Source organism: Spirosoma sp. KCTC 42546, assembly GCF_006965485.1.
Lineage (GTDB): Bacteria > Bacteroidota > Bacteroidia > Cytophagales > Spirosomataceae > Spirosoma.
This window is the reverse complement of the sequence record NZ_CP041360.1, coordinates 1,606,307-1,629,732: the sequence shown is the minus strand read 5'-3', so window position 1 is coordinate 1,629,732 and position 23,426 is coordinate 1,606,307. Positions and strand designations below refer to the sequence as shown.

Genomic DNA, 23,426 nt, shown 5'->3' with positions numbered 1-23,426 from the left:
AAATGAAAATAGAATTCCGTAGAGGGTCGCAAAAGAGGTCAATAAATAAAGTACAAGTAGTTAGCCTTACTTGCCATCAACGCTACTTTTTTAACTGATTGATGGGAGGACCTACTCGTTTAAAGCCATGCTCCTCCCGAAACTTGTCCTGTTCGGCTTCGCTCATCGTTTTGAGCGCTCCTTCGCTTACCTTTTGGAAAAACGCTTCCATTTTACCCGCGGGCTGGAACGTCATTAATAAACGGCCATCACCCGTGCCTATTTTGGCAAAACAATGCGGTACGTTTCGCGGGCCAAACACACTATCACCCGCCTTCGCCTGGTGGATGACATCCCCCACCTTAATTAAAAATTCTCCTTCCAGCACATACCACATTTCATCCTGATCAAAGTGGGTGTGAAGAGCGGGTCCTCCTTCTTTAACACGACTGGATTCATATACATACAGATCCCCATTAGTGTCTTTAGTAGATACCTTGGTCATAAAGGTATCGCCATCAAAAAGGGAAATGGCATGATTAAATCGGTCCTTCCCCGCATCGACTTTAAACCCTTTGTCAACGCGGTATTTTTTTAGGGCGTCTGCTGCCCACAAGAAAGGAGAAGCCAGAAAGGCAGCTGTTGCCAAACCAGCTTTCAGGAAGCTATTCCGTTGCATATTAATTCAGGCTATAGTATCAAAATTGTGTCATTCCTACGAATGAACTACTAGTTGCAACACCGTTGACAAGTTGTTTAGCCAGCGGTCAATAATAGTTATATAAGTAGTTATATAAGTAGTTATATAAGTGGCAGTAAAGTTAATCGTTACGTGCATTTCGCTTACTTGGTAAAGCTTAGTCTATCCCTTCATTAAGCTTAGCGTTTTGGCCTGCTAATATGCGCCAACTGCCCTCTTTATTGGTTAATAAGATCGTTCGTCGAAACCGGAAAGTCTGGCCCGGATAGCGTTCATCTCCACTTAGATCCGTGCGGACATGAACCAGGGCCATATCCGGTTTGAGGAAGGTTATATCCTCAATGGAACGGGTGGTAAACTGAGTCGATTTGAAATAGGTCGTATGGGTGGTTTGATAGTGCTTCTCAATCTCAGCTCGGCCCTTGTAATAGGCACCAAACCAGTTGACCCATGTGGCATCCGTATGGTATTGCTCGGCTAATGCTTTAGCATCGTGGCGGTTCCAAGCCTGTTCATAGTTGGTAATGACTGATTTGATGGCTTCTTGGACTGATGTCTGGTTGTCCTTTTGGGCAATTGTTGAGTGAGCGAATAAGCTCGAAAGGGCGATTAGGGCCAGTATTATATTTTTCATGATAAAATAAGGTATAATTTTAGTAGCGGAATGAATGAGGCCGCTCACTTATCTGTACTCAACTAGTCTATAAAACAGGCCTATAGTAGACCATCATCTTTAAAGAGCTTGTAAATGGCCATGGAATGCCCGTGCCCCAGATCAAAATCGTCTTTCAGCCAGGCTAAAATGACGCCGGCTTTAGTACCCGGTTTGAGTAAGCCTTTTTCGTCGGCCAGTTGTTTAAAATCGTCCGGCCCTTTGCCGGTCTTCGCCCTGATATTATCGATATACGCTTGAAATGACATGGCTCATGCTATAGTTAAACGTCCATAAATATAAGTAACCTTTCAGTTACCACAATAGGCAGATTCTTCCCGTTCATACCTTCTTTTGTTTAGATTTATCCCGTATACTTGCCCGATTGACGGGCAGTATCAGGCGTCTATTTCATCTGTCCATAAGCAAGTCAAAACAAGTCCCTGTCAGTCAACCTATTTGACTCAATTCTCGTAATGAACCAACCAATAAATCCAGAAACAATACCCGTGGGCGTAGTTGGCTTGGGGCTAATGGGCTGTAGCATTACTACGTGTCTATTAATAGCGGGTCATCCAGTGGTAGCGGTTGCCCCTCTCCCGGCCGATATGGAAACGGCCGAACCCCGCATCCGGGAGCATCTGGCGAAAGCCTATCAGGAAGGGTTATTTACGAAAAGCCCCGAGTCGTATCTGGAACAACTGACGATCACGGAGGACTACGGACTGCTGAACGATAGTAAAGTCGTGATGGAGTGTACGCTTGAAAATATTGCGATAAAAAAATCGGTCTACGAGAAAATAGAAGCCGTTGTGGCCGACGATGCCATCATTACCAGCAACACCTCAGCCATCCCGATTAGCCTGCTCCAGCGCGAAGTTCGACTGCCTGCCCGCTTCGTGGGCTTGCACTGGTCAGAGCCCTCACACACCACACGTTTTCTGGAAGTTATCTGTGGCGACCTGACCGATGTATCCACCGCTGAGTGGCTCTATGCGCTATCGCATCTGTGGGGAAAAGAACCGACGCTGGTTCGTAAAGACATCCGGGGATTTATTACCAACCGACTGATGTACGCTATGTATCGGGAAGCCTTCAACCTGGTCGAAAATGGGTATGCAACCGTTGAAGATGTGGATCGGGCCTGCCGGAATAATGCGGGTTACTGGATGACGCTGGTGGGTGTGTTTCGCTGGATGGACCTGACAGGCGTACCGGCGTACCATACCGTCATGAAGGATTTATTCCCAACCCTGAGCAACCAGACGGAAGTACCTAAACTGATCGACGATATTGTACAGGCGGGTGGTAAAGGCGTTCTGAACGCACAGGGTTTTTATGATTACACGCCCGAAGAAGCCAAACTCTGGAAAGAAACCTATGAAGAGTTCAGCTACGATATTCGGCGGCTGGCCCTGAAATACCCGGCCGATGTAGTGAAAAAGAAACTGGCAAAAGACGATGGTTAGTAGCGAATAGCGCGGTAGACAGACCAACAACTTACTAACCCAATAACTTACTAACCAATGTTGATTATTGATGCCCACCTCGACATGGCGCTGAACGCCATTGAATGGAATCGCGATTATCGACTTTCGGCCCATCAAATCCGTCAGGAAGAAACAGGTATGACCGATAAGATTGACCGTGCAAAAGGTACCGTCTCTCTACCTGACCTTCGGCGGGGACATATCGGCCTCGTGGTGGCCACGCAGATTGCCCGCTTTAACCAAAGTAACGGCAACCTGCCTGGTGCCGGTTGGAACTCCCCAGCGCAAGCCTGGGCCATGACGCAGGCGCAACGGGCGTGGTACGAAGCCATGTGTGATGATGGGGAGATGGTTCAGATTCTGGACCGGACCAGTCTGGAAAACCACCTCACACTCTGGCTCGATGAAACCATACCGAATGAACAGAAGCCCATCGGCTACATTCTTAGTCTGGAAGGAGCCGACTCGCTGGTTAATCTATCGTATCTGGAGAAAGCGTACGCCTATGGGTTGCGGGCTCTTGGACCCGCTCATTACAGCACGGGACGGTACGCGCCTGGCACCGGCTTAAGTGGCCCCTTAACAGCCGAAGGGCGCGAGTTGGTACAAGAAATGGATCGTCTGGGTATTATTCTGGACGTTACGCACCTGACCGACGAGGGGTTTACCGAAGCAATGTCGCTGTACAAACGTCCGGTCTGGGCCAGCCACCATAACTGCCGCGCTCTGGTGCCCCACCAGCGCCAGCTCACCGACGATCAGATCAGGCAGATAACGGAGCGTGGTGGCGTTATTGGCGGCTGCTTCGACGCCTGGATGATGAAGCCCGGTTTTACCCAACGGGTTAGTAACCCGACCGAGTTCGGAATCAGTCTCGAAACCATTATTGACCACTACGACCACATCTGCCAACTCACAGGCAACAGCCAGCATATTGCCATTGGCAGCGACCTCGATGGTACCTACGGCACCGAGCAATCGCCCAGTGATCTGGACACGATTGCCGACTTACAAAATCTCAGCGGTTTACTGACCAAACGAGGGTACTCGACCGAGGATATCGAAAATATATTTCATAAAAACTGGCTCCGCTTCCTGCGCAACGCGTGGACGTAAGGGCGTTACGAGTTTCCCGTTCCCCCGTTCTTGCTTGGCTTGCCGAGTGAGAACGGGGAACGGGGAATCAACAAGATCCAAAGCAGAATCTACAGAATCCCTCTCTCCTACTTCGTCAACCTAAACGTGCGTACCGCTTTCCCGGTCGCACCCACCAGTAATTCCGTACGCCCGGCAACTTGTACTGTGGCCAGATCCCGAACGTCGCCATCCCACAATAAGCCTGACTGCGCCATTGGCACGTAGGCAAACTGGCCTTTCCCTTTATTCAGAAACAGTTGCCCCCGGTTGGCGTCTTCCTTGCCTAAGCGAACCCGGTTGTATTCCCGATTTCCACCGATCATCAAATCCGGTAAACCATCGTGATTGACATCAATAACGGCCAGCGCATAAGCAGGGGCCATCTGTGCTTCTATGGGAAGCGGCTGCATCGTAAATTTAGGGGTTGGCCCTCCGCCATGTTGAAACAGCACCGTTTGCAGCGTCGTAGCGTCAAGTTTCTGCGCCCGGCTTAACTCCTCTGGCTCAAACAAGTCGGTTATTGTGGCTTTTGAATAGCTTGTATAATTCGTGAATTTCTTTCGTAAACTCACGACCTGATCGAGCATTTCGTCGCGGGCGTTGAATGGATGCGGCTCTCCACTGGCGCGACCGGTTCGATCATAACCGGCCAGAATTGGGAGCAACGACCCCGCTACATTCTTGATGCCATACAGGGTTAAGGGTCGATTGGGTGACGCCTGAAGCTGACTATTTAGCCCGGCGTTGGCTGCTATAATATCTGGATTACCATCGTTATCAACATCCTGAACCAGCAGGCGATTCCAGCAACCGGTCGTGGCAGGCAGCAAATCGGCAAGGGGCTGTAGTTTCCCACTCTGAAAGGTGAATCCCTGAATAGGGCCAAAATCGGTCGCTACGAGTAATTCAGGACGTTTGTCTCGGTTGATGTCAGCAAAGGCGGCATCGGTTACCATTCCCAGTTTAGCCAGAGCGGGTTGTAGGCTTGGGCCTTCTGAAAAATGACCTTTCCCATCATTCACCAGCAAATGACTGACAGGTGTTTCGGGATAGCGACCCGGAACGACCCGCGCGCCAATGAACAAATCCCGATCCCCATCGCCGTCAATATCGGCCGAACGAACGCAGGACGCACTCACCCGCACATCAGGAAACGTACTGGCTTTCGTTAAATGACCCTTGCCATCATTCAGGTACAAGCGCGTCTGTAAGCGGGCATCGTCAACGGGAAGTTCATAGCCAGCGCTACTTACCACCAAATCCAGATCGTGGTCACCATCGGCATCAAACCATTCAGCGCCAGTATCTTCATAAGCCCGATCGGCAAGTAGCGCCGGTTGCGGCATCGGCACAAACCCACCAGGTCCGGCAAGGAGAACCTGACCGCCCTGGCCACGTCCGCCACCCACAAATACATCACTCTGACCATCGCCATTCGCATCACCAACCGCAAAATAAGGGCCCGTCGGCGAAAGCATATACGGCAGTAAGGGTTGAATTTTAAAATCATTGATGTATTCCTGCTGGTGCGTTATCGCGAGTTCATGATCTGCCTGCCAGAAGGCCTTGGGCAGTGCAGACAGGGGCATTTCGCCCGTTGGCGCATACGTAATTGTGATCGGTTCGGCTAGCTGGGTCGGACGAACTAGCTGCGTTTTCCCATCTGCCCAACGAACCCATACCGAATCTATCGTCGTAATTTTTCCCAACCCAAACAGCAAGGGCGCATAGATGGACGACTGAAACCCCCGCACCGGCATGAACTCCTGCACCTGCATTTTCCCCCCTGCCCAGACGGTTGCCCGAGCACCCATCAACTGCGCCGGGTTCGGACTTTTTAGCTGAAGAATAAGGTGATGATTCTGGCCCTGGGTATCCGCGTGATTTTCGTAAATAGTGGCTTCGGCGTTGATGTTATTGACCACCAGATCCAAATCACCATCGTTGTCCAGATCGGCATAAATCGCCCCGTTCGATTGCGACGGTTCGTTGAATCCCCAGGCTTTTGTTTCATTCGTAAACGTTAACTGCTTGTCAGGCTCGCCAGACCGATTTCGGAAGATATAATCCGGAGCGTCGATACTCGGCATTTTGGCGATAACCTCCATCGGATTCGTTTGTGCTCCCGTTTGGCGAGACTTCAATTGCTCATCCACCGTAAACTTCAGGAACTCCATATTCGTGTAATCCCGAGCATACCCATTGCTCACAAACAGATCTTTCCAGCCGTCGTTATCAAAATCAGCAAACAACCCAGCCCAACTCCAGTCGGTATTCGAAACACCCGCCAACTGCCCAATTTCGCTAAAAATGGGGAGGGAGGGAGGAGAGGAGGAAGGGGAGGAAAGGGAGACTGGAGACATGTTGCTATTTCCACTCTTTTTTTCCTCTCGTCCCTTTCCTCCCCCTACTCCCTTTCCTCCTTCCTCCTCCCCCACATTCAATTGCAGCATATTGCGCATAGTTTGATGGTGGAAACCAGCTCGCAGCAATTGGGCATATTTATCGTAATTATCGTCGCCGGAGGTTAATTTAATGCGCTCGTTGCCCTCGGGAAGCATGTCGAGCGTGAGCAGATCGATCCGGCCATCGTTGTTCACATCGGCGGCATCGGAGCCCATCGAATAGAGTGATGTGTGGCCCATTGCATCCCGCACGACTTCTTTAAACTGGCCGTCTTTTTGGTTTATGTAGAGATAATCGTTTTCGTTGTAGTCGTTCGACACGTAGAAGTCGAGCCAGCCATCGTTATTAAAATCGGTTACGGCTACGCCGAGGCCAAAGCTCAGGACGTTGGATACCATGCCCGAAGCAGCGGATACGTCAACGAATTTGCCACCCGCATTTCGGTCGTTGCGGTACAGTTTGCTGGAGTAATTGGGGTTCGTCTGTTGTTTGTAATCACTGATCATCCGGCTGAAACCCGCATATTCCTGCACCGAATGATTCAGCAGAAAACAGTCCAGATCGCCATCCCGGTCGTAGTCGAAGAAAGCGGCCTGCGTTGAGTAAGCTGGATCATCGAGACCATACTCGGCGGCTTTCTCCGAGAAGGTTAAATTCTTGTTGTTGATGAAGAGTAAATTACGGCGTAGCCTGACATCGGTTGCTGCCGAGCGGCACACATATAGATCGAGCCAGCCATCGGCGTTAATGTCTACGACCGATACACCGGTGTTCCAACCATCAGCGGCACCAACGCCTGCCTTGTCGGTAATATCGTCGAAGGTTAATTTTCCTGAACCGGGTTCGGTTTTGTTCAGGTAGAGTTTATTGGCGTTTAGGTTGCCGGTGAAGTACAAATCCGTCAGGCCGTCGTTATTGAAATCACCCGCTGCTACGCCCCCGCCGTTGTAAAAATACCCATATTTCAGCACGTTGAAATCGGGCGACTCCTCCAGCATGTTTTTAAACGTAATGTTGGTTTGGGAAGAAGGTAATTTCTCAAACAGCGTATCCTGATTGTGGCAGGACGCGAACAGCAACACTAGTAGACAGAACGTAAGTAGCTTCATGGCATGAAAGTTAAACACAGAGAAACGGAGAACAACACGGAGATAACAGAGATTTTTCTCCGTACTCTCCGTGTTGTTCTCCGTTTCTCTGTGTTAAAAATTAATTCTTATCCCACCACAACGGCGTAGTCACTTTGTCGGGACCACCGATCAGCGATTCGGCTTTCTTAGCTTCGACAGCGTTCGTTTGCTGCTCGACAAGCAGGATCGGAATCCGGCGGAGAACACCACCCGCTGGAATATCTGGGTTATCGGAGTTCACGACGGGGTACAGTTTCGGAAAGCGGGTCCGGCGGTATTCAGCCCAGCCTTCGAAACCATCCGGGAAAATAGCCAGCCATTTCTGCGTACCGATTTGCTCCCGCTGAATGGCTTCGGTGCTACCCCAGGCAACTGGAATATTGCTCAACGGTGCCGATTTCAGGAAGTCGTTCGGAGCCACGGGCGTTTTCGTGCTGGTTTGATAAGCACTAATGGCCGCAGCGCTGGTAACACCCCACTGGGTCAAGGACATGGCGATGCCTTTGTTATAGAAATCTTTCGCCGTTCCGCCCATGCTCCAGCCATTCAATGCGCCCTCGGCCATCAGAAAATAAGCCTCGGCGGTGGCCATTACGTTCTGAGCCGTACCCAGACCAGTCGATGTCCAGCGTTGACCTACGTGCGAATTGGCATCAGCCGTATTAACAGGATCAGTTAACTGGGTTGTAGCCAGACCGTTGCGCAAGCCTTCATAGGTATTGGTTTTTACCGCAGGCAGGAAATAAGTAGGCAGGCGTGGATCGTCGTAGCCTTTCAGTACTGATTCCATTGCCGCACTCATCCGAAACTCGTTCCAGTCCGACATGATAGCCAGACCATTGTTGTCGCCACCTTTGGTGCTACGGGCTACCAGTGCATCATCGTCGGGGCTGGTTGTTAGTACGCCACCGGCCACCGCTGCTTCTGCTTCGGTTTTTGCACGGGCCGGATCAACTTTGGAGATCCGCAACGCCAGCCGGAGCCGGAGCGTGTTGGCAAACTTGATCCATTTGTTCACGTCGCCACCATAAATCAAGTCGAATGAGCCATATGGTTTTTCAGCCGTTTTGGCTTTCAATATGGTCGTAGCAGCCGCTAATTTCTTGAAGAAATCATCGTAGATTTTATCCTGTGCATCGTAGGCAACCGACGTAGCCGGTTCACCTGCTTTGAAGTACGGGATTGGGCCAACATAATCCGTCCAGCGGTGAAACGAATACACCCACCAGATGTTTGCCAGCGCATTCTCCGCCGAACCGGCGTCTGTGCTGGTCAGGATGGTTTTCAACTGGGGCACAACCTGTGTGTATTGAGCCGTCCAGGGGCCACCCAGCCAATCCATCCGAATCACAAACCGATCGGATGGGAAATACGTAGCCACACAGGCAAAATACTGGGCGTACTGGTCAGAAAAGAGGTTTTGACCAACCTGATAGTTGCCACCGGGGAGCGTTGCCGCCGATTGCGCTTTCGAGAATAAGTAAGGAATTTCGCCCGCACCAATAACCGATATCTTGGTTTGGTTGGTGTTGATCTCGTCGAAATTCTTCGTGCAGCCAACAGCCCAGAACAACGGAGCCGATAGGCTTGCCGCCACGAGCGTTTGTCGCAATAGCTTTTTATAGGATGTCATAATGACGATAGTTTCGAATTAAAAAGAAAGTTTCAGATTCAAACCGATGCTCCGATTCGATGGTAGCGTACCGTATTCAACGCCCTGGAAATTACCATTGGTTAGGTTCATGTCGGGATCGAACCACATTTTGCGTTTGCCGATGCCCGGAATATCCAGAATAGAACTACCCCGGTAAATCCAGAACAAGTTGCGGGCTACAAACGACAACCGGGCCGACTTGATGAAGAAATTCGAAGGCACTGGAATACCGTACCCAATCGATATTTCGCGCAGGCGAACGTTGGTGGCATCATAGGCAAAGAACTCGCCCCAGCCATACCGCTTGCCCGATACGGTTTGCCAGAATTGCTCGGCCGAAATAGCCGTTGAATTGGTTTTGCCTGCACCAACCAAGGTTACACCATCGGCACCGGCAACACCAGCCGTTACGCCTGGCAGCACCCAGCCACCGTCTCGCTTCTGAGCCGTTACTTCGGGAATACCGCTAAACGCCAGGTTCATTTCGGTACCCGAAACGGCAATGCCCCCAAACCGGCCATCAACCAGGAAGCGGAGCGAAAAGCCTTTGTAGGTAAAGGAGTTTGTAAAACCCAATTGCATTTTTGGGTTGAAGTTTCCGATCAATTCCTGCTCTTTCGTGGCAACTGGCAAGCCTGTCGACGAAACCGATGCTTCCGAAACGGTTGAGCTATTCGACTGTGAACCAATCAGGTATTGACCGGTAGCAGCATCTTTTGCCCAACGATAGGATACGATGTCGCCGTACGACCCGCCCTCTGCCACAATCGGTGATGCCGACCGGCCATAGCCACCCGACAGAAACGCCGTTTTAATATCAGGCGACAGGCTCAGGATTTTGTTGCGGTTCAGGCCCATGTTCAGGGTCAGATCCCAGCTAAACTGATCCGTTTTGATGGCGGTTCCATTAATCACCACTTCGAGACCCATGTTACGGATATCGCCCGCGTTGATGTATTGGTCCTGAAAGCCAGATGCTGGGGCCAGGCCCAGTTTTAGCAACTGGTTGATCGAGTTCGTTTTATAGGCCGTAACCGTAGCACCCAGACGGTTGCTAAAGAAGCGCGCTTCAACCCCAACTTCCAGACTCTTCGTAATCTCAGGCTTCAGATTGCCAATGGCCTGTGTACCATCCCGGCTGATAAAGCCAGATCCGGCCCCCTGCGCATACGAGTAGTTGGTCTGTAAAAGATAGGCGTCGGCTGAATTACCCACCTGCGCATATGAACCGTTGATTTTCAGGAACGATAGCGGCCCAGTCAGTTTCAACAGATCCGATAGAACGACCGATGCGCCTACCGATGGATACTGGAACGAATAGGGCTTGGGCAATGTCGACGACCAGTCATTACGCAAGCTGGCGTTCACGAAAATAGCATCCCGCCAGGCCAGCGATGCCTGCCCGAACAACGACTGTGTCTGCTTACGAATAAAATCATCCGTTACGCTCAGGTTCGTACCAAAGTTCAGGTTGAACCGGTTCGGTACGTTCAGGCCGTCTGCTACTGCATTCGTTGATTGGTAACGAATGTCCTGAATGATGGCACCGGCCTGATAATCAAGCGTCAGGTCTTTGCCAAGGCTGTTTTTCCCTTCAATCAACAGATCATACCAGCTTTGGGTATTAACAATGTTGTTCCGGGCGAACTTACCACCTGCCTGATTGGCCCATAAAATTGTACCCTGTGAGTAGCTTTCTTCGTTTTTGTCGAAGTACTTATCCAGGTTGGCGCGTCCCTGAATGCTCAGGAAGTTAGTCAATTGATACCTTGCCGAAACGAAGCCAATCACCCGGTCACGATACTGGTTGATAGCCGTTTGGTTGGTCATCCAGTACGGATTCTGGTAGATCGACGATAGGGTCGATGGCCAGGCCGTTGGTGTTTGTATATTGAAGGCATTCGGTGCGGCATAGTTCTGAGCTGTAGCCAGACTAACGTTGCGCGGAATCTGATACAGGTCAATCACCGGCGCGTTTTCTTCACCCGTCCGTGGCTTGTTCACCACCGACTGATTGATGTAGGTTATTTTGGCATCGGTCGATAACTTCGAGCTGATCTGATTCGACAGGCGAAGGTTGATCGTGTGGCGCATTAGATCATTGCCCGGCACCGTTCCCTGTAATGCATTATTGGTGTAGGACAGATACGTCTGCGACTTCTCTGAACCACCCGTAATACCGATCGAATTATTGAAGCTTACCGCCGTGCGGAAGAAATCACGGATGTTGTTGGGTTGAGCCGAGTAGGTATCCGTTTTGCCCAGGTAGTTTGTATACGACTGGCCCGTCATGGCCGCGCCCCAGCTAGCCCCAACAGCTGGGTCCATTTTGCCACCAACGCCCTGGCCATATTGGTTCTGTACCATCGGCAACGCAAACGGCTTATCGATCGAAACACCCGAGTTTATATCGACCGCTACGCGTCCTGCTTTCCCGCGTTTCGTTGTCATCAGGATTACACCATTGGCAGCCTGACTACCGTATAACGCAGCCGCCGACGCACCACGTAACACCGTAACGTTCTCAATATCATCGGGATTGACGTTCGATGCACCGTCCGAATTGGCTACACTACCAAAATCGCTGGTTGCCTGTCCGAATGTGCTGTTATTGATAGGCACACCATCCACAACGATCAGCGCGTTGTTTGTCCCCTGAATAGAGCGGTTACCCCGCAACACAATCCGTGATCCCGTACCGGGTCCACCCGAACCCTGGGTGATATACGCACCCGCAATCTTGCCTTGCAGTGTATTCAGTACGTTACCATCCCGAACCTCATTGATCTGAGCGGGCTTAATGCTTTGCGTAGCATAACTCAGCGCTTTAGCTTCCCGTTTGATCCCTAAGGCCGTTACCACCACCTCGCCCAGCAGCCGGTCATCGGATACTAGTGATACCGTGATCTGAGCTTGTCCAGCAGATATAGCAACATCTTTTGCTACATAGCCTACCGATGAAATTGTCAATACAGCACTTCCGCTGGGTACGGTTAGTTTAAATCCACCTTCAGCATCCGTTGTTGTTCCTCGCGAGGTTCCTTTGATAACCACGTTTACACCAGCGATAGACTTATCCTGCTCATCACGCACAATGCCGGTTATCTGCCTGTCCTGCGCCCAAAGAGGCCCAGTTACGGCAAATACCAACAAAACGCAATAAAGTACGTTTTTTAACATAGTCTTAGAATAGGTTAGAATGAAAGAGTAATCTTAGAGAATATAATTCTGTTTTAGCATGTCAATCCGAAATTTTAATGAGAATTCTAATAATAACACACATAGTTCTTAAAAAAACTTAAAATTTAAATTTACGGAGGTTACAAAAGCAGCAAAGTGCCCATATATACTTATACAGACACTTCGTTATACTAAGTATATTTACTCTTATCCTTTTTTACTCATATCGACTTTGTTTGACTATCATGGCTAGCTTTTTAGGGGCCACTTCGCAGTAGGCCATTGTGAGGGCATCGACCAGTGTCTCTTCAGGAACATTAGCGAGGTTGATGAGTGTCCAACCCTGCTTTCCCCACTTATTCGGAACGGGATAAATAATCGAGCTATCAAACGTCGAAAAAACGTCCTGGTCTATTTCAGACAACTTCACACAGACCCGATTATGCGGTCCATTGTAGGTAGCAAATATCTTTTTACCTACTTTAAACGAAGGTTTTTCGAAATGGGGCTGTTCGGTTGTTTCGGGCAGAGACAGGGCTACTTGTCTAATCAGGTCCAGGTTAATCATTCTTTGTTGTGTCAACTACGAATAGGTCCTTAATGTACAACATTTTAGGGCGTCATTAAAACTTTATAGTACTGTGATCACACAAAAACCGCCAGCTCTTTACAAAGCTGGCGGTTGTCATATGTACTCAATTTTGAGGCTATTTGAAGGGTACACTAAACTTACCTTCGGTGATTGTACGCTTCACCCCTTTGTCGCTATAGGCCGTGAAGGAAAACGTACCTTCAACGGTTGTGGTGGTCATGTTTGTGATCGTAACGGTGCCATCACCAGGCTGTACACGTGTGGAGAAGGAATCGGAACCGTCGCCAAGGGAAAGCGCGCCGAAATTAACGTAGCTTAATGGATGGGTACCAATCAGGGCCGAATAAGGCAAGGCAATCATGACCACATCGCTCGTTTTGCTGTCGAGCCCATAAATAGCGTAGTAACCTTCGTTACCGGGTGCTGCCACTCGGGCATATACTAAATCAGGCTGAAACACCTTACCGTCTATTTTTGTATAGAAACCCAATGTAGAGGTGGTCTGCGTGGTTGACTGGCCGGGCGTTGTTGTTGCGGTGGTCGTCGTGGGTGTAGTGGTTGTTGTGGGTGTAGTTTGGGTTGGCACCGGTACTACATCATCGCTTTTTTTGCTGCAGGAACTTAAACCAACCAGGCCAGAGATGGCCAGGATTGCTACTACACGTACTGTTTTCATGGTTGAATGAGTGATCATTGTGTGATTAAAAATAGAAAAGTTAGATTCTGTTTTACGATGATTCAGTCGCCTGAGCCGGTGAGGAAAGAAAACGTTCTGTGTCTATTTCCCTGTTGACGAATCAAAACTAATACAGTCGGAAAGGGGCTATCAGGAAGACTATACAGAAGGCGGGCCTAGCTTTAAAAGCGGTAGAAATGACCCTAGAACTGGCAGGTTCATTTAATGAAACTTACCTAAACGTAGAGCAGAGAACAACTTCGCCCCTAATTTTTATCTACATTCAACCGTCCGCTCGCGTAGCGGCTTCGTAGTCGGACTTAACTCTGCCTAACTAAATTAGTACGTATAACCACAATCTGTGATCCCGTCAACTTGATGAAACATATTCTGGATAACCCCGCCTGGTATGCCCTGCTATCTGGCAACAAAGCCCTGGCGAATGGGACGGAAACAGCTAAATATTTTACACCCGACGTATCCCCGTTTGCTGCAGTAGCCGAACCTACACAGGCTCATTTGGAATTGTTGCATCAGACAATACCCTTTGCTACGCCGATTGTTCTAATCAGCGATAGGCTATTGTCGATAGCTGATCCCTGGAAGGTGCTACACCGGCTGGATGGTTTCCAGATGGTGTATACCAAACCAGCCGAACAATCACCAACCGGCCCGACGGTCATTTCATTAACCGAACAGCACGTCCCTCAAATGCTGGCTTTAACCGAATTGACAGTCCCAGGCCCCTTTGCCAGCAAGACCATTGACTTTGGCCATTACGAAGGAATTTTTGAGGGCGAAGAACTCATTGCGATGGCTGGCCAGCGGTTACATGCGTATGAATTTGCAGAGATCAGTGCCGTTTGTACCCACCCGGATTATTTGAGCAGGGGTTACGCCCGGCATCTGATTATCCGTCAACTTTGTCGGATTCAGGCCGCAGCTGGCACGCCCTATCTTCACGTACGGTCCGATAATGTTCGGGCGGTCAACGTGTATAAAGCAATGGGGTTTGAAACCCGGAAGGAGATTTACTTTTATATTTTACAATCAGTCAGATAAGCTTATTGACCACAGAGACACGGAGAATAATTCTGTGTTCTCCGTGTCTCTGTGGTCAATAAATCATTTACTATTCTCTACCAATCCCTCTAGTGTCTTTAGAATAGTTGGCAACTTTTCGTGGGCATTGTTACAAAGCACAATAATGGTTTTATCGACATCGATATAGCGCATGATTTGGGTTTTATAACCGGGATTATCGCCGTCGTGCCACACTACTTTGCCGAGTTTATCGTTCTGCTTTATCTCCCACCCAAATCCATAATGCGTTAAGGAGCCATCGTTCAATTCGGCAGGTGTAAAGGCCTCCTGTAAAGTTTGCTGACTCACCAGTTTATTCGTGTATAGCGCCCGATCCCATTTCAGTAGATCGCCAGCGGTGGAGCTGATTCGGCCGGGGCCTTTGCGGTTGCCCAGCCAGATCGCATAATTGAATTCAGGAAAGGAATCGGCCCGCACGTAACGCTTTTTGTCAGGTACATACATATAGCCCCAAGCCATGTCGGGCAGTTTGATCTTTGCCTCGCGGGTGCGGATATCGGTATGCGTCATGCCAACCGGTTTGAAAATACGAGCCCGGCAAAACTCGATAAAGTCCTGACCACTGGCTTTTTCAGTAATACTGGCCAGCAGCATATAGCCCGTATTGCTATACTGGTATTTGGCTCCTGGTTCGGCTAGTTTAGCCGGGTGATATTGAATCAAATAGGCAATGTTATCGGCGTTGTTTGCCACCTTGCTCTTGTCCCAATGCTTATCCATTACATCCTGATAATCGGGCAAACCCGATGTGTGGTTGAGCAAGTGGCGGATGGTAATTCCTGGATAGGGCAAGCCCGGAATGTATTTTTCAATCAGATCATCGTAAGCCAGTTTACCTTCCTGCTTCAGCATCAGGATGGTCATGGCCGTAAACTGTTTCGACACCGACGCCAGTTCGAAAATAGACGACGTGGTTATGGGCGCTTTGGTCTCAAAATTTTTATACCCGAATGCTTTTTCATAAACCGGTTTGCCCTTGTCGGCAATGAGCACGACACCGCTAAAGTCGGGTATGCTGGCAAAGAGAGTCGTTAACTCTTTATCTACTAAAGCGGGCGAATTGGTCTGGGCCTGGGCAAAGGAATTCAATAGCAGCGTGAGAATGAATAAACTGGTAACTGAGTTGGCTTTCATGTAGAAGAGGTTGTATCTGTTCCCAAATTAAGACGCATCCGGGATTAATTTGCCAATTGCCTACAGAAAAAGCCTTTAGTAAATGATTTGACATCACTTACCAAAGGCTTTTGCCAAAAGACTCTATTCCCATTTCAATGACATTACACTTTCAACGTTGGTCCTACGATACTCAGATCATGCGCGAGGTGAAGTTTCTGAACCTCATCCATCGAAGCCGTTGGGCCAAGTTCCGATAGTTTTTTGAAAAAGGCTTCGGTTTTTCCGCTCGGATTTATTTGAAAAAATAGCCTGGCAGTTTCGCTTAGTACAAGAAAGGTATGTGGGACATTCCTGGGCAGATAGATGGTATCGCCCGATTTAAGCGTGTATCGCTCCGCCCCTACCTGAAACAGAATTTCGCCCTCAACAATGTAGAATTGTTCATCCTGTTTGTAGTGGACGTGCAGCGGTGGGCCGTCGTTTTTTTTGTAGGTCCCGAAATACATGGATAATTGTTCGTTGGTGTCCTTTCCCGACACTTTCAGCGATAACACAAAACCCATAATGTGGTAAAGCTCATCGAAACGACCTGCTGCCTCCCGAATAACGAAGGGTTTTTCCTGTGTTCCACCTCCTGAATTATCTTCCTGGTCGTGCGGAAGCGTTGTACCGATTGCGACTGCTGACATGGCCTTGAGTGCTGAACGACGTGATTGATTTTCCATCTACTGCTGTTGGTTAGCGTTACAGCACCAAAACTACCACAGGGCATTGGGCCTCAATGGTCAAAAAACGACATCTTTATGTAAGCCCAGCATTTTTTCGGGAGAGGTTGCCTCTACGTGTACCATAGCAACGGGAGTAACTCCAGCAAACTGCTTGAAGTCTTTGACCATATGCTGGTAATCTGAATAACCACAGGTAATAGCGATATCGAGCCAGTCTTTTTCTGGATGGACTTCTTTTATGGTATACGCTCTATTAAAGCGGGCTATTCGAACAAATAGCTTAGGGCTGACCCCATTCCGCTCCTTGAATTTCCGCTCAAACTGGCGATAACTCAGGCAGGATTGGTTGGCCAGATAGTCTAATGTGAACGTTGGGCTCCCAGCTTGAAGCAGCACATTTACACGATCAATAGGCTCTAGCCGTAGCTTCAGTTTACGAAACTTGGCGAGCAAATACGTATCGACCAATTGAATCATGGGCGCGTATTGCTCCGTATTCATTAGCTGTTGAATAATCTCGCTGATTTCCTTGCCGAGTACGCTTTCGGCATCCGTTACGGAATCAGTAAAGTAAGTCGTGGGGGCATGCCCTAGCAGATGAAATAGTCCACCCGGTTGAAAAATAATCTTGACCAGTTTAAAATCTTCCGGATAATGGTGATACCAGTTGGTCAACAATTGACCCTGAACAATGGTAGGCGGAATAACTAATTGCTTGTTTAAAACTGAATTTACCTTGGTGAACACTCCGCTTGGATACAGAATGATGCTTTGCTCCGCGCGGGCTTCCAGAAGTTTGGAAGGTCGCTCGCCCGATAGCCCACTAAAATTGAAGTGAATGAGCATATACTCTTTCACAAACGGCTTTAAGGCTGGATGCGGTTGTATGATTTGGTAAACCATGGCAAAATCCTCTTTTCCAGATGATTAACCCATCAATATACACACTACTGCCAACTTACAGGCACGCAATAGCCATGCCGCTTATTTAGCGGTTGCTTTCAACAGAAAATCCCTCGCCAGCACGAGTTGGTCAGTACTAATAAAATCGACACCCGCTTCGCGCAGTTTCGCCCAAACAGCCGGGTCTTCGGGACTTGCCCATAGTCTCAGTTTTTTGCCTTCTTTATGCACCCGCTCAACCAGTTGGCGCAGCCTCTGGAATTCATCGGCAGGCATATCGCCTTTTCCTCGCCAGCTTAACTGGTTCGGATACGAATCACTAATGAGTGCCATTACTGCCGAGTTATATCCCTTCCCTAAATCGGCCGGGCGACCATCAACCGAAAGCAATCTTGATTTGGCATTGACCAGGGTTTGTATCGGCCGATTGCCCGACAGAACGACCGTAACGATACCCGCCTGATTTTTAGTTTTGTTTCCGATTGTTAAGATCGAGCGATAGCGCTGCAAAACCTTGTCTAAGGCCTTATAAGTACTATCTGCATTTGTTTTGGCATCGATCATCAGATAAAAAGGTCCCTTGTAACTAGCCAACGGCTGCCCACCATTCTGACGAATTCGCTCTGCCAGCGGTTTGAGGTACAGATTTTCGAGCGTCGATGCCGGATTTTTGAACGTAGGCCGATCATGGGCCACATATAAGGTATCGTCAATGAGATGGACATCCGCTTCGACACTCGCGAACCCATTATCCAGCGCATCCCAGAGTGGCCTCGATTGCTCATAATCGTTATGGGCATGCGCATTGGGTAGCGCAACGATACCAGAGAGGGGCTGTGGCACCAGCGATTGCGCAATGGGTTGTGTCCAGGCTGTTTCTACGTCGCCGGGCATAAATGGATTGTACTTTGGTTTAGTCGATGTAACCTTAGCCCGAACCAGTAAAACATCATCCGTTAGCGTGTAGATAGCCGCAGAATCAGCTACTTCACGCAATAATTCAGCCTGTTGACTCCCTTTTCGAACACCAAAAAACTGAATGCGGTAGGTTACGTCTGGCTCGGTTTTTACCCGTACGGTAAGCGTCTTTCCAAATTGGGGCAATTGCTTCAGCGTAACGCCCGAACTCGTGTAAAAACGCCCAGCTTCCATAGCTTCAATGAGGGCTTTGGGTGTCAATACGGGCGCATTGACCATCACCCAGCTTCGTCCTGAATTGGCAAACGTAGGCCCGAAAAAGTAATAATTGTGGCTATCGTCGGTACCCAGTCCGTACATCAGCGGGCGGCCCTGTTGCAGGAAATGAAGGTTGATTTTATCCCACATCGACTCCGTGCCTTCGTGGGTGCTATCGCCGTAGTTATTCACCAGATGATGGCCGTTAAAGACTTCAAAAAAACGCTCATGCCGAAGCTGCATCAGGTCCTCGGCTTTAACGGCATAATAAAAATTGGGGTGATTGATGTGCGAGAACATCGGTTGGCCTGTCAACCGTCGTTGAGCAATCACCTGATCAATATTGTTCTGCATCACATCGGCAACGCTATTGCCGGGTAATGGCCGAATGAGATTCTTTACATTCGTTACATTGATATGAATCGGTTTGCCCTGATAGCCCGTCGAGAGTTCTTCGTTTTTGAGGATCAAGAACTTACCGGGTTCTTCAAAGTAATTGCGGTATTCGTCCAGTTTTTTAAGCCGGACTTTCAGCGAATCATTGGCCCCTTTTTGATACACAACCCAATCGGGGCCAAAGGTGCGCAGGTAGCGGTCAAACGTTCGTCGCCGATCTTGCTGCCGAGGCACATTGACCCACTTATCAACATCCTGTAAAATATTATGATCCGATAAGCCCACAAATTGGTAGTCATTCGCCTTGTACCAATCCATGATCATTTCAGGATAGTCGTCGCCATCGCTCCAGAGCGAGTGCGTGTGAAGGTTCCCTTTGTACCAGTTTTGAGCTTGCGTTAGAGAAGAAAGAAGGCAAATAAATAACAGACTGAAGCAAACGTTTTTTTTCATTGAGCCAGGTGGGTCATTTTACTCAGAAGTAAACAGAGCCCTAAAAATACCGATTCCAGCTCATTAACTGTTTGCGAAGGATGGGATTTCGAATGCCACATTTCGGAAATATGGCGTACGAAATCCCATCCTTCGCAAACGAATTAGACTCGCTCACGTTCCCGCGTTCTCGCTTGGCTACGCCGAGTGAGGGCTATTTTTTAAACGGCCTCTGGCCGGTGAATGTCGTATTAAGTTCAGAAACGGGCCAGAGGCCCTTGAACTAATAATCCTCACTCGGCGTAGCCGAGCGAGAACGCATAGAACGGCGAAACTCCTTAGAATCAATAGAATCCAGTTTGCTGAAGCGCTGGTCATATAGCCTGATCGACCAGATAGGTCATTAGCTGAACGGCTGATTGAATAACGGGGCCAGCCATTGGGTCACGTTGTAAAGCATCAAATGGGCCCAGTCCAAAATAAAGTCCATCCGAAACCAGGAATGTCAGCTTGATCATACCCGCCGTTGGAAATGAGGTTCGCCCTTGATCCCAGGGGCCAATTCGATGCACAACCGTCATACTGCTGGCGAAGAGCTGGCTAACTAACTGGTTGGATTTATCAGTCTGTGTATCCCAGACAAGCATCTTTTCGGTGTGATTAATGTACCGACAGGTTCCGTCTTTAAAGGCAGCCAGGACGTCGAGTCCATCACCGACCGCAACCTCAATAATGACACCTAGCAGTTCTTTAGCGTGTACATGAAATCCTTTGGCTAAAAGCAAATTATACGCCAGTATCTGCGGCCTTGTTTCCAGCGTTTCGTCGACCGAAATAGCCTGTACTATACCGAGATCCGGGTTTTCGGCAAGCAATGTATCCCAGGGATAGCCCGTTGGCTGCGTTGCTGATTTGTATAAATCTGTACTGTCGCAAAAAAGAAGCCCGTACAGTTTATTCAGGCCTGCATCATGATAAGGTTTGATTGAGTTTATAGAAGACAAATTCATTGGGTTCATCGTATTTTGAGTTTAAAATTACCCGTTAGATGCCGCCGGCATACACGTAGAACGGCAGTACTAACTGATTGACGATGGCAAATGTACAGGCGCTGAAATTGGCCAGCCTGGCGGACTTGGCAACGGGTAGAAATGGGTTAGTACTAAGCAAAAAACGCCATTCCATTAGCACCGAAACCGATTATGAGTCGCAGTATCTAAACAGGAAAGTGCTCTCTTTTGAAAATTAGCCCTAAATTTCCAGGATGGTAGATTTGCCTCCGCTATTCTACAGAACATTTCGAATCGCGCCTTGTGTCCTATACTCAACCTGACCTCCGAACCGTCAACGTAATCCGCTACGCCAAGCCGTTGCGTGAAGGCGGTTCTTTACCCGCTCTTGTCGAAGCCGACGATGAGTTCTTGTACGTGCTGAAATTTCGGGGAGCCGGGCAGGGCTCCAAAGCCCTGATTGCCGAACTCGTTGCGGGTGAACTAGCCAGGGCGCTTGGCCTGCGTATACCCGAAATCGTGTTTATCAACCTCGATGAGGCCTTCGGCAGAACTGAGCCCGACGAAGAAATTCAGGATTTACTGCGGGCTAGTGAGGGGCTTAATCTTGGCCTTCATTACTTATCCGGCTCTATCACATTCGATCCCATTCTGAATCATGTCGATGCTCAGTTAGCCTCCAAGATTGTGTGGCTGGATGCGTTCGTGATGAACGTAGATCGCACTGTTCGAAATACAAATATGCTGATGTGGCATAAAGAATTATGGCTGATCGATCATGGTGCGTCGCTCTATGTACACCATACCGGCCCCACCTGGCCCGAACAAAGTCGACGACCATTTGCGCAGATCAAAGACCACGTGTTGCTGCCTCAGGCAACCGAACTCGACGCGGTTGATGCTGAGTTTCATCAACTACTTACGGCCGATCATATTCAGAACATTGTGTCGTTAGTGCCCGATGAATGGTTGGCGAACAACGGGGTTGCAGAGTCAGCTTCCGAACAGCGCGAGGTGTATACCCGGTTTTTAGTCGATCGGCTGGCCGCATCAGAAATTTTCGTCAACGCAGCTAAAGAGGCCAAAAATGCACTTGTTTGAGTACGCCGTCATTCGGGTTATGCCGCGCGTTGATCGGGAAGAATTTCTGAACGTCGGCGTCATTGTATATTGTCGTTCGCAGGGCTTCCTGCAAACGAAATTTGCGTTAAATGAACATCGTCTTCACGCATTTTCATCGGAGCTGGACATGCAGGAACTGGCCGATCGGCTGGGTGCTTTTGAGCGAATATGTGCAGGTCGCGCACAGGGTGGAACCATTGGCAAACTCCCGATAGCCGAGCGGTTCCGCTGGCTCACCGCAACGCGCAGTACAGTGGTGCAAACATCACCGGTTCATCCCGGCTTATGCGTCGATGCGGGCGAAACACTCACGCGGTTGTTTACGCAGTTGGTTCTGTGATTTTTGTCATTCCGACCGTAGGGAGGAATCTTAAGCTTGACTAATGAGGAGCTTAAGATTCCTCCCTACGGTCGGAATGACAAAAACTGAATTATAAATAACCTTAAAATTCTCTTGGCGGTTATGCAATCTGTCAAAAAACGTCTCCCTGGAATCTTCATTCTGTGTACCCTTGTCATATCCGGCTTTGGTCAGGCTCGAACGGATGCGTTCCTGACAAACTTATTTTCGGCGAACAGGAGCCCAATTTTCCAGGAAGTGATCAAGCATCCGGAAACGTACCGGCTGCAAATCATCTACACGCAGATCAACCGGGATAAGGCCAATAAGCCCTCGTTCACGAATTATTATTTCCATGTCGATAGTACCGAGTATTTCAATCCGGCCTCTACGGTGAAGCTGCCATTGGCGTTGTTGTCGCTGGAAAAACTCAATCAATTGAACAAACCCAACGTGACTAAATTCACGTCCATGCAGTTCGACAGTGCGTATAGCAAACAAACCAGGGAATGGACCGACAAGACAGCGCAGACTGGTTATCCATCGATTGCTCATCTAATTAGAAAAGCCTTTCTGGTGAGTGAGAATGACCCGTACAGCCGCATGTATGAGTTTGTGGGCCAGCGTGAAATCAACCGCTCATTGCATGCTAAGGGTTATCTGGATACGCGAATTACCCACCGATTTGTACGCATGACTAACAATGAAAACCGGCATACAAACCCCGTTCGATTCATTCAGGACGATGGAAAACTGATTTATGCCCAACCGGCGGCTTACAATGAAGATCCTTTTGATTTCCGGCGCGTCGCCAAACTGGGCAGGGGTTATTACCTGAGAGACAGCCTGGTACATCAGCCCTTTGATTTCACCGAACGCAATAAATTCCCACTCGAAGCCTTTCAGCAAATACTTCAGTCGGTCATGTTCCCCCATTCAGTGCCAGCCAAGCAACGGTTCAATCTGACGAAGGACGACTACCGCTTTTTGTACCAATACCTCTCGCAGTACCCCAGCGAAACCAATTACCCGAAATACGACGCCAAACAGTACTACGACAGTTACGTAAAATTCTTCTTTATGGACAGTCTGCATCATCAGATGCCATCGACCATACGGGTGTTTAATAAAGTAGGCTGGGCGTATGGTTTTCTTACGGATGCATCCTACGTTGTCGATTTCAAAAACAAGGTGGAGTACATGCTAACAGCCACCCTCTACGTCAATAGCGATGGTATCCTGAACGACGACAAGTATGAGTTTGAGAGCGTAGGCCACCCATTTTTGTACCAGTTAGGCCAAACGATCCATCAATATGAGTTGAAACGAAAACGTCAATATGCTCCAAATTTGGAAGTGTTTCGGATACCCTACGAGAAGCGCGTCAATGATGCGAGGCCGGTTGTTAAAGACGTTGACAATTGAATACCAAACACCATTATTAACCACAGAGGCACAGAGAACACGGAGATTTAAATAAGTAATTTTTTAACCCTGTGTTCT

The 23,426-nt window shown here is 48.9% G+C and carries 20 protein-coding genes; 6 read left to right on the top strand and 14 right to left on the bottom strand.

The window, feature by feature from the left end; translation table 11 throughout:
• Positions 1–82: 82 nt before the first annotated feature.
• The 3 genes from EXU85_RS06600 to EXU85_RS06590 all read right to left on the bottom strand — a co-directional run bounded on the left by EXU85_RS06600 (position 83) and on the right by EXU85_RS06590 (position 1,600).
• Positions 83–658: a cupin domain-containing protein gene (locus tag EXU85_RS06600; RefSeq protein ID WP_142771314.1), complete on the bottom strand. Its 576-nt coding sequence runs from the start codon at positions 656–658 to the stop codon at positions 83–85.
• A 178-nt stretch (positions 659–836) separates the two neighbouring features.
• On the bottom strand, positions 837–1,313 hold the full coding sequence (locus tag EXU85_RS06595; RefSeq protein ID WP_142771313.1) for an SgcJ/EcaC family oxidoreductase: 477 nt from the start codon (positions 1,311–1,313) through the stop codon (positions 837–839).
• Between the two features lie 80 nt (positions 1,314–1,393).
• A complete protein-coding gene (locus tag EXU85_RS06590) occupies positions 1,394–1,600 on the bottom strand; it encodes a DUF4287 domain-containing protein (protein ID WP_142771312.1) in 207 nt (68 codons plus the stop codon).
• Positions 1,601–1,807: 207 nt separating this feature from the next.
• Between EXU85_RS06590 and EXU85_RS06585 the strand changes: the two genes are divergently transcribed.
• Positions 1,808–2,800 (top strand): 3-hydroxyacyl-CoA dehydrogenase family protein, encoded by a 993-nt coding sequence (locus EXU85_RS06585; protein WP_142771311.1) that lies wholly within the window; start codon positions 1,808–1,810, stop codon positions 2,798–2,800.
• A 57-nt stretch (positions 2,801–2,857) separates the two neighbouring features.
• On the top strand, positions 2,858–3,937 hold the full coding sequence (locus EXU85_RS06580; RefSeq protein ID WP_142771310.1) for a dipeptidase: 1,080 nt from the start codon (positions 2,858–2,860) through the stop codon (positions 3,935–3,937).
• A gap of 107 nt (positions 3,938–4,044) precedes the next feature.
• Here EXU85_RS06580 and EXU85_RS06575 read toward each other — a convergent pair whose 3' ends face one another.
• The 5 genes from EXU85_RS06575 to EXU85_RS35615 all read right to left on the bottom strand — a co-directional run bounded on the left by EXU85_RS06575 (position 4,045) and on the right by EXU85_RS35615 (position 13,596).
• Positions 4,045–7,473 carry a VCBS repeat-containing protein gene (locus EXU85_RS06575; protein ID WP_142771309.1) on the bottom strand — a complete coding sequence of 1,143 codons (3,429 nt, stop codon included), beginning with the start codon at positions 7,471–7,473 and terminating at the stop codon, positions 4,045–4,047.
• Positions 7,474–7,573: 100 nt separating this feature from the next.
• Entirely contained in the window at positions 7,574–9,127 is a 1,554-nt protein-coding gene (locus tag EXU85_RS06570) for a SusD/RagB family nutrient-binding outer membrane lipoprotein (RefSeq protein ID WP_142771308.1), read from the bottom strand.
• Between the two features lie 18 nt (positions 9,128–9,145).
• The gene (locus EXU85_RS06565) at positions 9,146–12,328 is read right to left on the bottom strand and encodes a SusC/RagA family TonB-linked outer membrane protein (RefSeq protein ID WP_142771307.1); all 3,183 of its coding nucleotides are present in this window, start codon (positions 12,326–12,328) and stop codon (positions 9,146–9,148) included.
• A 217-nt stretch (positions 12,329–12,545) separates the two neighbouring features.
• The gene (locus EXU85_RS06560) at positions 12,546–12,896 is read right to left on the bottom strand and encodes an MmcQ/YjbR family DNA-binding protein (RefSeq protein WP_142771306.1); all 351 of its coding nucleotides are present in this window, start codon (positions 12,894–12,896) and stop codon (positions 12,546–12,548) included.
• Positions 12,897–13,035: 139 nt separating this feature from the next.
• A complete protein-coding gene (locus tag EXU85_RS35615; protein ID WP_210422448.1) occupies positions 13,036–13,596 on the bottom strand; it encodes a DUF6252 family protein in 561 nt (186 codons plus the stop codon).
• A gap of 378 nt (positions 13,597–13,974) precedes the next feature.
• Between EXU85_RS35615 and EXU85_RS06550 the strand changes: the two genes are divergently transcribed.
• Positions 13,975–14,658, top strand: coding sequence for a GNAT family N-acetyltransferase (locus EXU85_RS06550; RefSeq protein ID WP_142771305.1), 684 nt, complete (start codon positions 13,975–13,977; stop codon positions 14,656–14,658).
• 63 nt (positions 14,659–14,721) lie between these two features.
• Here the strand turns inward: EXU85_RS06550 and EXU85_RS06545 are convergent, their stop codons facing one another.
• The 6 genes from EXU85_RS06545 to EXU85_RS35275 form a co-directional block, all read right to left on the bottom strand.
• Complete coding sequence (locus EXU85_RS06545) at positions 14,722–15,834, bottom strand: serine hydrolase (RefSeq protein ID WP_142771304.1); 1,113 nt, start codon at positions 15,832–15,834, stop codon at positions 14,722–14,724.
• 143 nt (positions 15,835–15,977) lie between these two features.
• A complete protein-coding gene (locus EXU85_RS06540) occupies positions 15,978–16,541 on the bottom strand; it encodes a cupin domain-containing protein (protein ID WP_142771303.1) in 564 nt (187 codons plus the stop codon).
• 60 nt (positions 16,542–16,601) lie between these two features.
• Positions 16,602–17,447, bottom strand: a complete 846-nt coding sequence (locus tag EXU85_RS06535) for a helix-turn-helix domain-containing protein (RefSeq protein WP_142771302.1) — start codon at positions 17,445–17,447, stop codon at positions 16,602–16,604.
• Positions 17,448–17,528: 81 nt separating this feature from the next.
• Entirely contained in the window at positions 17,529–19,472 is a 1,944-nt protein-coding gene (locus EXU85_RS06530) for a histidinol-phosphatase (RefSeq protein WP_142771301.1), read from the bottom strand.
• A 353-nt stretch (positions 19,473–19,825) separates the two neighbouring features.
• Positions 19,826–20,461 (bottom strand): hypothetical protein, encoded by a 636-nt coding sequence (locus tag EXU85_RS06525; RefSeq protein ID WP_168207751.1) that lies wholly within the window; start codon positions 20,459–20,461, stop codon positions 19,826–19,828.
• A gap of 34 nt (positions 20,462–20,495) precedes the next feature.
• Positions 20,496–20,636: a hypothetical protein gene (locus tag EXU85_RS35275; protein ID WP_168207750.1), complete on the bottom strand. Its 141-nt coding sequence runs from the start codon at positions 20,634–20,636 to the stop codon at positions 20,496–20,498.
• A gap of 128 nt (positions 20,637–20,764) precedes the next feature.
• Here EXU85_RS35275 and EXU85_RS06520 point away from each other — a divergent pair, with 128 nt between their 5' ends.
• From EXU85_RS06520 to EXU85_RS06510, 3 genes are all read left to right on the top strand, one after another.
• Complete coding sequence (locus EXU85_RS06520; RefSeq protein WP_142771299.1) at positions 20,765–21,562, top strand: HipA family kinase; 798 nt, start codon at positions 20,765–20,767, stop codon at positions 21,560–21,562.
• On the top strand, positions 21,549–21,923 hold the full coding sequence (locus EXU85_RS06515; RefSeq protein ID WP_142771298.1) for a DUF3037 domain-containing protein: 375 nt from the start codon (positions 21,549–21,551) through the stop codon (positions 21,921–21,923). Before EXU85_RS06520 ends, EXU85_RS06515 begins: the two co-directional genes overlap by 14 nt.
• A gap of 123 nt (positions 21,924–22,046) precedes the next feature.
• Positions 22,047–23,348, top strand: a complete 1,302-nt coding sequence (locus EXU85_RS06510; RefSeq protein WP_142771297.1) for a serine hydrolase — start codon at positions 22,047–22,049, stop codon at positions 23,346–23,348.
• The last annotated feature ends 78 nt before the right edge of the window (positions 23,349–23,426 follow it).

Coding starts and splice junctions, on each gene's coding strand:
- EXU85_RS06600 (WP_142771314.1), bottom strand. CDS start 658: ATGCAACGGAATAGCTTCCTGAAAGCTGGTTTGGCAACAGCTGCCTTT.
- EXU85_RS06595 (WP_142771313.1), bottom strand. CDS start 1,313: ATGAAAAATATAATACTGGCCCTAATCGCCCTTTCGAGCTTATTCGCT.
- EXU85_RS06590 (WP_142771312.1), bottom strand. CDS start 1,600: ATGTCATTTCAAGCGTATATCGATAATATCAGGGCGAAGACCGGCAAA.
- EXU85_RS06585 (WP_142771311.1), top strand. CDS start 1,808: ATGAACCAACCAATAAATCCAGAAACAATACCCGTGGGCGTAGTTGGC.
- EXU85_RS06580 (WP_142771310.1), top strand. CDS start 2,858: ATGTTGATTATTGATGCCCACCTCGACATGGCGCTGAACGCCATTGAA.
- EXU85_RS06575 (WP_142771309.1), bottom strand. CDS start 7,473: ATGAAGCTACTTACGTTCTGTCTACTAGTGTTGCTGTTCGCGTCCTGC.
- EXU85_RS06570 (WP_142771308.1), bottom strand. CDS start 9,127: ATGACATCCTATAAAAAGCTATTGCGACAAACGCTCGTGGCGGCAAGC.
- EXU85_RS06565 (WP_142771307.1), bottom strand. CDS start 12,328: ATGTTAAAAAACGTACTTTATTGCGTTTTGTTGGTATTTGCCGTAACT.
- EXU85_RS06560 (WP_142771306.1), bottom strand. CDS start 12,896: ATGATTAACCTGGACCTGATTAGACAAGTAGCCCTGTCTCTGCCCGAA.
- EXU85_RS35615 (WP_210422448.1), bottom strand. CDS start 13,596: ATGAAAACAGTACGTGTAGTAGCAATCCTGGCCATCTCTGGCCTGGTT.
- EXU85_RS06550 (WP_142771305.1), top strand. CDS start 13,975: ATGAAACATATTCTGGATAACCCCGCCTGGTATGCCCTGCTATCTGGC.
- EXU85_RS06545 (WP_142771304.1), bottom strand. CDS start 15,834: ATGAAAGCCAACTCAGTTACCAGTTTATTCATTCTCACGCTGCTATTG.
- EXU85_RS06540 (WP_142771303.1), bottom strand. CDS start 16,541: ATGGAAAATCAATCACGTCGTTCAGCACTCAAGGCCATGTCAGCAGTC.
- EXU85_RS06535 (WP_142771302.1), bottom strand. CDS start 17,447: ATGGTTTACCAAATCATACAACCGCATCCAGCCTTAAAGCCGTTTGTG.
- EXU85_RS06530 (WP_142771301.1), bottom strand. CDS start 19,472: ATGAAAAAAAACGTTTGCTTCAGTCTGTTATTTATTTGCCTTCTTTCT.
- EXU85_RS06525 (WP_168207751.1), bottom strand. CDS start 20,461: ATGAATTTGTCTTCTATAAACTCAATCAAACCTTATCATGATGCAGGC.
- EXU85_RS35275 (WP_168207750.1), bottom strand. CDS start 20,636: ATGGAATGGCGTTTTTTGCTTAGTACTAACCCATTTCTACCCGTTGCC.
- EXU85_RS06515 (WP_142771298.1), top strand. CDS start 21,549: ATGCACTTGTTTGAGTACGCCGTCATTCGGGTTATGCCGCGCGTTGAT.
- EXU85_RS06510 (WP_142771297.1), top strand. CDS start 22,047: ATGCAATCTGTCAAAAAACGTCTCCCTGGAATCTTCATTCTGTGTACC.